Source organism: Nocardia sp. NPDC003345 (genome assembly GCF_053589395.1).
The window spans coordinates 1-7,050 of the sequence record NZ_JBSFRU010000330.1; the positions used below are offsets into that span (position 1 = coordinate 1).

8 protein-coding genes and 1 pseudogene are annotated in these 7,050 nt (G+C 70.8%); 4 read left to right on the forward strand and 5 right to left on the reverse strand.

Translation table 11 applies throughout. The features are described from left to right. Positions 1-66 precede the first annotated feature (66 nt). The 3 genes from ACWDU1_RS26785 to sigJ all read right to left on the reverse strand — a co-directional run bounded on the left by ACWDU1_RS26785 (position 67) and on the right by sigJ (position 1,947). A complete protein-coding gene (locus tag ACWDU1_RS26785; protein WP_450002624.1) occupies positions 67-252 on the reverse strand; it encodes a hypothetical protein in 186 nt (61 codons plus the stop codon). 179 nt (positions 253-431) lie between these two features. Further along, complete coding sequence (locus ACWDU1_RS26790) at positions 432-947, reverse strand: gamma carbonic anhydrase family protein (RefSeq protein ID WP_450002625.1); 516 nt, start codon at positions 945-947, stop codon at positions 432-434. Positions 948-1,005: 58 nt separating this feature from the next. Then, positions 1,006-1,947: an RNA polymerase sigma factor SigJ gene (sigJ, locus tag ACWDU1_RS26795; RefSeq protein ID WP_450002627.1), complete on the reverse strand. Its 942-nt coding sequence runs from the start codon at positions 1,945-1,947 to the stop codon at positions 1,006-1,008. Between the two features lie 156 nt (positions 1,948-2,103). On the opposite strand from sigJ, the gene ACWDU1_RS26800 reads away from it, so the two are divergent. The 3 genes from ACWDU1_RS26800 (at position 2,104) to ACWDU1_RS26810 (ending at position 5,451) form a co-directional block, all read left to right on the forward strand. Beyond that, a complete protein-coding gene (locus ACWDU1_RS26800; protein WP_450002628.1) occupies positions 2,104-3,045 on the forward strand; it encodes a cobalamin biosynthesis protein in 942 nt (313 codons plus the stop codon). A gap of 264 nt (positions 3,046-3,309) precedes the next feature. Beyond that, on the forward strand, positions 3,310-4,860 hold the full coding sequence (locus ACWDU1_RS26805) for an MFS transporter (protein WP_450002630.1): 1,551 nt from the start codon (positions 3,310-3,312) through the stop codon (positions 4,858-4,860). 6 nt (positions 4,861-4,866) lie between these two features. Next, positions 4,867-5,451 carry a TetR/AcrR family transcriptional regulator gene (locus ACWDU1_RS26810; RefSeq protein ID WP_450002632.1) on the forward strand — a complete coding sequence of 195 codons (585 nt, stop codon included), beginning with the start codon at positions 4,867-4,869 and terminating at the stop codon, positions 5,449-5,451. A 10-nt stretch (positions 5,452-5,461) separates the two neighbouring features. Here the strand turns inward: ACWDU1_RS26810 and ACWDU1_RS26815 are convergent, their stop codons facing one another. Both ACWDU1_RS26815 and ACWDU1_RS26820 read right to left on the reverse strand, forming a co-directional pair. Further along, complete coding sequence (locus ACWDU1_RS26815) at positions 5,462-6,319, reverse strand: SURF1 family cytochrome oxidase biogenesis protein (RefSeq protein ID WP_450002634.1); 858 nt, start codon at positions 6,317-6,319, stop codon at positions 5,462-5,464. Further along, the gene (locus ACWDU1_RS26820) at positions 6,319-6,825 is read right to left on the reverse strand and encodes a low molecular weight protein-tyrosine-phosphatase (RefSeq protein ID WP_450002636.1); all 507 of its coding nucleotides are present in this window, start codon (positions 6,823-6,825) and stop codon (positions 6,319-6,321) included. The genes ACWDU1_RS26815 and ACWDU1_RS26820 overlap by 1 nt, the downstream gene beginning before the upstream one ends. A gap of 43 nt (positions 6,826-6,868) precedes the next feature. On the opposite strand from ACWDU1_RS26820, the pseudogene ACWDU1_RS26825 reads away from it, so the two are divergent. Then, positions 6,869-7,050 (forward strand): annotated as a pseudogene (locus ACWDU1_RS26825) (Rv2231c family pyridoxal phosphate-dependent protein CobC); the annotation flags it as partial.

Below are 7,050 nucleotides of genomic sequence, written 5' to 3' on the forward strand. Positions count from 1 at the left end.
TGGTTACCACACCCTATCGGACCGGTTTCGCGCGATATGACCTGCGCGTTGGTTTCGTGCCCGGTATCACTCCGGCGGGAGATCGAGTTCGGCCATCTCGTGCTCGATCGCGTTGGCCGCGAAATCCACTCCCCGGGAACGCAGTTCGTGTACCCGGCGCCGTAATGCCTCGATACCCCCCGGTTGCGCGGCGATATCGGCCACGCTGATCCGCCCGGCCGGCCGGCGCAATTCCACACGCTCGCACGCCACCCGTCATACCTCCTGCCGGCACTCGGTGCCCACACGCTCGGGCTCGCCCGAAACACCGATTCCTTGCAGGACAGCGGGTTTCGAGCTCGCCCGCTCCCCGGATACGTCCACTCCATGCTATCAGCCCCCTACTGGACGCTTGTCCAGTAAATGGTCCAGAAGCTACGCGGACCGGGATCTCACAGCTCCTTCGCGGTCCGGTGCTCGGACATATGGTGCAGGTAGACCATGGCGTTGAGTTCGAGACCGCGCTGCTGCTCCTCGGTCAGTTCGCGGCGGACCTTGCCCGGAACACCGGCCACCAGCGAACCCGGCGGGATCTGCGCGCCCTCCGGAACGAGCGCGTTGGCCGCGACGAGGGTGCCGCGGCCGATCACCGCCCCGTTGAGAATCGTCGCGCCCATCCCGATGAGGCAGTCGTCCTCGACCGTGCACCCGTGCAGGATCGCGTTGTGACCGACCGATACCCCCGCGCCGACGGTGGCCGGGAAGCCAGGGTCGGCGTGCAGGACGCAACCGTCCTGGATATTCGTGCGCTCGCCGACCGTGATCAGCTCGCTGTCGCCGCGCAGCACCGCGTTGTACCAGATGCTGACCTGCGCTTCGAGCTTCACCCGGCCGATCACGACGGCGGTGGGCGCGAGCCACGCGCTCTCGTGGATATCGGGCTGATGTCCGCTGACTTCGATCCTCATACTGTGAACCTAACCCGCCCGGCTCCGGCCGCCGGGTGAGGCCCGGGCGCACGGCGGCTCATTCACCATCCGATGCGCGCAGGTGCCAGTCCGGGTCGCCGTCGATGGGCAGATGCCGCATCTTGTCGGGGTTGCGGATCGCGTGGATGGCGGTGATCCGCCCCGCGTCGACGGTGAAGGAGAAGATGCCGTAGTTGTTCCCGTCGAAGATCAGCAGGCCGGGCATACCGTTGACCTCGATCGTGCGGCCCCAGCCCGTGGCCGCGGCGGGGGCGAGGTGCCAGCCGACGAGCACCTCGGCGAGCCGCTCGGCACCGTAGATCGGCCTGCGGACCGCGGTGACCTTGCCGCCGCCGTCGGCGGTGAAGGTGACCTGCGAATCGAGCACACCGAGCAGAGCGTTCATATCGCCCGACCGCCAGGCCAGTGCGAACGCCGACACCACCCGTTCGTGTTCGTCCGGCGACGCGGGGAAACGCGGTGTCGCGGTCTCGACCCGCTTACGGGCGCGGGAGGCGAGCTGGCGGACCGCGGCAGGGGTGCGGCCGACCACCTCGGCGACCTCCGGTCCGGTCATCCCGAACACGTCCTGCAGCACGAACGCGGTGCGTTCGGCCGGTGACAGCGATTCCAGGACCACCAGCAGTGCCATGGTCACCCGCTCGTCCTGTGAGATCCGGTCGGCCGGGTCCTCCCAGGTGCCGACCGTGGGTTCGGGCAGCCATTCCCCGACGTACTCCTCGCGCCGCACCCGCGCCGACCCGAGCTGATCCAGCGCCAGCCGACCGGTGACGGTGCTGAGCCAGGCCTGCAGATTGTCGATCGGCGCGCCCCCGGATTGCCGATGCCGCTGGAGCCGCAACCAGGCCTCCTGCACCACATCGTCGGCGTCGGCGAGACTGCCCAGTGTGCTGTAGGCGAGCCGGCGCAGGTAGGGACGCAATTCCTCGAATCGCCGCGCGAGTTCGGCCGGATCGTCGAGAGCGGATCCATCGGTCATGGCAATCCCCGTTCGGTTACGGCCCGGTCGGCGGGCGGAGCAGCTGTCGCCGGGTAGACGATCGCGGCCTGCGATGTGTGACAGCCGGACCGGGCCGGTGAATATTCCGGTCGGCCGGTATCCCACGGCCCGCACCCGGGTCGATACCCTCACGCGGTGCGTAGCGGGTTTTCGACAGCGGCCGGACTGCTGATCGGTTTCGGGCTCGACCGGGCCCTCGGTGATCCGCGCCGGTGGCATCCGGTGGCCGGGTTCGGGCTGCTGGCCGCGCGGCTGGAATCGGTGACCTACGCCGATCGGCGTCGCGCCGGTCTCGTACACGAGATGGTCCTGGTCGGCGGGGTGCTGGGCGCGAGTGCGGTCCTGCGCCGGGGTGGGACGGTTGCGGTCGCCGCGGCCACCTGGACCGCGCTGGGCGGGCGCAGCCTGGCCCGGACCGGTGCGGAGATGGCCGGATATCTGGAAGCGGGCGATCTGAGCGGCGCCCGGGCGTTGCTGCCCTCGCTGTGCGGCCGTGACCCCGAGGCGCTGGACGCCGACGGGCTGGCCCGGGCGGCCCTGGAATCCATCGCGGAGAACACTTCCGACGCCGCGGTCGCGCCTCTGGCGTGGGGCGCGGTGGCCGGCGTGCCCGGGCTGCTCGGATATCGCGCGATCAACACCCTCGACGCGATGATCGGGTATCGCAACAGCCGCTACCGCCTGTTCGGGTGGGCCGCGGCCCGGGTCGACGATGCGGCGAATCTGCTTCCGGCCCGGCTCACCGGAGTGCTCACCGCCCTGGTGGCGCCGCTGATCGGTGGCCGTCCCGCCGAGGTCGTGCGGGTCTGGCGGCGTGACGCCGCCCGGCATCCGAGCCCGAACGCCGGTGTCGTGGAGGCGGCCGCGGCCGGGGCGCTGGGGGTGCGGCTGGGCGGCCCGACCGAGTATCCGCACGGAGTCGAGAACCGGCCCGAGCTCGGTACCGGGCCGGCACCCGGAGTCGCCGATCTGCGCCGCGCGGTCCGGCTCTCGGAACTGGTCCAATACGCCGCGCTGGTGACGGCGGTGGCGCTACCGCTGGCCGGGGAAGCGCGCCGCCGCGATCGGCGCGGGTAGTCGTCGCTGATGCCGCTCCGGTGAGCGGCCCTCGGGGGCGAGCCGCTCCATTCGCTCGGTGAGCCGGATTTCGCTGAGGCCCTGTGTCCGAATCCGTGTGGTCTCCATTCCGGCGTTGTTCGATATCTGATGCCTTTCCGCGTCCGCTTGCTGCCGGACGCCGCTCGCGCTCGGTGCCCGGGTCGGAGCGGAAACCTAGCGGCCAAGTATTTGAACCATGGTACAACTAGTACGATAGTTCAAATTGTTGGAGGAGGCGGCGAGATGAGCACGAGACAGTCGGCGGGATGGCGTGAATGGGGCGGGCTCGCGCTCTTGGCGTTGCCCACGATCCTGCTGGGCCTGGATGTGACGGCCCTGTACCTGGTGGCGCCGGGCCTCTCCGCGGAGCTGAACCCGACCGCGACGGAGACGCTGTGGATCATGGATGCCTACGGCTTCTTCATCGCCGGACTCCTGATCACGATGGGAACGCTGGGCGACCGGATCGGTCGGCGCCGGTTGCTGATGATCGGGATGGCGGCGTTCGCCGCGGCCTCGATCGCGGTGGCCTTCGCGCCCACGGCCCTGTGGCTGATCGTGGCACGCGCGCTCCTGGGCGTGGCCGGCGCGACTCTGATGCCCTCGACACTCTCCCTGATCGGCACCATGTTCACCGATGCCCGGCAACGAGCGCTGGCCATCGGCGTCTGGGCGACCATGTTCGCTCTGGGGATGGCAGCGGGCCCGATCGTCGGCGGGGTCCTGAACGCCGCCTTCTGGTGGGGCGCGGTCTTCCTCATCGCGGTCCCGGTCGCTGTGCTGGTGCTGGCCGGGGCGCCGGCACTGCTTCCGGAGCACCGGATGCGGGCCGGCCGGCTCGATCTGCTGAGCGTCGGGTTGTCGCTGGCGGCGCTGCTGCCGATTGTCTACGCGATCAAATATGCCGCCACCCACGGTCTGGATCCGCAGGCCGTGATCGCCGCGCTTCTCGGCGGTGGCGCCGCCGTGGCGTTCGTCCGCCGTCAGCTGGGTCTCGCGGAGCCGCTGCTCGATATGACACTGTTCACCGGCCGGTCGTTCTCCGCGGCGCTGTCCGTATTGCTGATCGGACTGATGGGGTTCGGCGGCGTGATGTTCCTCGTGACCCAGTACCTGCAGCTGGTCGCGGGGCTCTCGCCGATCCGGGCGGGGCTGTGGATGGGCCCGCCCGCGCTGGCGATGCTCGTCGGGGCCATCGGGGCGCCGCTGGTGGCGGGCCGCGTCTCACCCGGGGTGGTCATGGCGGCCACCTCGGCGCTGTCGCTGGCGGGATACCTGCTGCTGGGGGTGGCCGGAACCGACAGCACACATATCGTGGTCGCCGGTTTCGCCTTCGTCTACCTCGGGCTCGGTGTGATCGCCGCGCTGGGCACCGATATCGTCGTGGGGGCGGCGCCACCGGAAAGGTCCGGCTCGGCAGCCGCACTGTCGGAAACCGTTCAGGAGCTCGGTATCGCCGTCGGCGTCGCGCTTCTCGGGAGCCTCACCGCCGCGATCTACCGGAGCGGTATCGAGGTCCCGGCCGGGTTGCCGGTATCGCAGACGGAAACCTACACCGACAGTCTCGCCGGAGCCGCCGCTGTGGCGGACCGGATCCCGGCCGACGCTCTCGACCACGCGCGGACGGTGTTCACCGGCGGACTCAACGCCGCCTCCCTCGCCGCCGGGCTCGCCGTCGCGGTCGCTTCGCTGGTCTGCTTCGTGATGCTGCGACACCTGCGGCCCCTCGGCGCCGCTGAAGCCGAGCCGGAGCCGGTAGCCTCCATATCCGGGAGAACCAGGGATGGCGGATGACCAGGGATGACGGATAACACTGTGGCGGCCGAGCCGGACGCCGGCGACGGCCGCCTGCAGCGCGGCCGGCGTCGGCGCGCCCAGATCATCGAGGCGACACTGGAGATCGTCCGCCGCGACGGCGCGACCGGCGTCACCCACCGCACCGTCGCCAAGGAGGCCGGGATCGCCACCAGCCTCACCCTCTACTATTTCGCCACCCTCGACGATCTGCTGGTGGCCGCCCTGACCAGCGTCACCGACGCCTACACACAGCGCATCCGTCAACTCATCGATACCGAGGCGGACCCACTCGGCGGCCTCGCCGAGCTGATCGCCGAATCGGCCGGGCCCGGACGCGAACGCGCTCTCGCCGAGCGGGAACTGTCGACCCTCGCGGCCCGCCGGCCGGCGCTGCGACCGGCCGCCCGGCGCTGGCGCGAGAACGTGGCCGAACTCGCCCGGACCCGGACCGACGACCCAGACGCGGTCGAGGCCCTGGTCGCGCTGTCCGACGGCCTGTGCACCGCCCTCCTGCTCGACGACCGCGAGGCCGACCCCGCCCACATCCGGGCAGTTCTCGGCACGGCGCTGGACCGGCGCAGCCGGTAGGGGGGCGAGTTCAGGGGCGGGTGCGGCCGTAGCGGTCGGCCAGGCGGGCCTCGGTGGTCGCGGGCGCGGGTTCCGGATCGGGCCCGGCCGCCGCGGGGGCGGGCGCCGGGGCCTTCTTCTTACGGCGTTCCCGGATCTCGGCCCAGACGAAATACCCGAGGCCCAGCGGCGCCATGATGCCGAACGCGAGCCACTGCAGGCCGTAGGAGAGGTAGGGCCCGGCGTCGAGTTGCGGCAGCGGGACCGGTGTGAAGGCGCCCGGCTGATCCTCCGACAGCTGTAGATAGGCGCCGCGCTCGCCGACCGGGATCGGGGTCAGCGGCAGGTCCAGCACCGTGGACTCCTGCGGCACATCGATCGAGTACACGTGCGGGATGCCGTTCTGTGCCGCCGGACTGCGCTGCGGGTCGACGTTCTCCGAGACCCGGACCCTTCCCTCCACGCGCTGCGTACCGGCCGGCGGTTCCTCGATCGGCGGTGGCTGGGAACCGTCGACGGCCGCCACCAGTCCACGGTCGACGAGCAGCGTGCGGCCGTCGGTGAGTGTGAAGGCGGACAGCACCCCGTAGGCGGGGGCACCGTCGAGATGACGCAACCGCACCAGCGCGGTGGAGCCCGGGACGTAACTGCCCTCGGCGAACACCTTCCGCCATTCGGTGGCCGAACCGGGATCGGCGTCCAGCAGGTCGGTGACGGCAACCGGCCCGGCGTGCACCGATTCGGCGATCAGGTCGTTGCGTTCGGAGGTGGATTCGTTCTTGCCGAGCTGCCAGGGAGCCAGCACGGTGAAGCACAGATAGGCGAACGCGACCACGAGCGCCGCGAGGATCAGCCAGCCGGGCCGCAGCAGAAAGGTGAGGCGGCGCATCAGGCGGGCTCGGCGGTACCGGCGGCGGGAGCCGCGAGGGCGGTGTGGATCCAATCGAGCAGGCCGGGGATCGCGGCCTCGATCTGGTCGCGGACCAGCTCGAATTCCGCGGTGTCGCCGTAGTAGGGATCCGGTACGTCGGTGTCGTCGGCGTCGGGATCGAAACTGCGCAGCAGGCGCCGCCGGTCCAGCGGTACGCCCAGCGCGGCCAGGCGCCGGTCGTGTTCGGCGGTCATCGCGACGATCAGGTCGGCCGCGGCGTGCTCGGCGCCGAACGCGGCGGCGCTGTGACCGACGGGGTAGCCGTGGCGGCGCAGCAGTGCGGTGGTGCGCCGGTCGGCGTCGGAACCGGTATGCCAGTCGTGGGTGCCCGCGCTGCTCACCCGGACCCGGGTGTCGAGCCCGGTCCGGGACAGATGTCCGGCCAGGATCTTCTCCGCCATCGGCGACCGGCAGATATTGCCGGTACACACGAACGATATGTGCAGCTCACCCACGACTGCCATTCTGGCGGGTCGGGCCTGCCGGGCGCCACGTAGGGTGCGTCTCATGTTCGCCGACCACGTCGATCTCGCAGGTCTACGTCACCACGGTGATGTGGAGGCCGAGGCGGGCCTGCTCGATTTCGCGGTGAACGTGCAGGGGACCGCGCCGCCGGCCTGGCTGCGGGAGCGGTTGGCGGGTGCGCTGGACGCGCTGGGCCGTTACCCCTCGCGCGCCGACGACCGGTC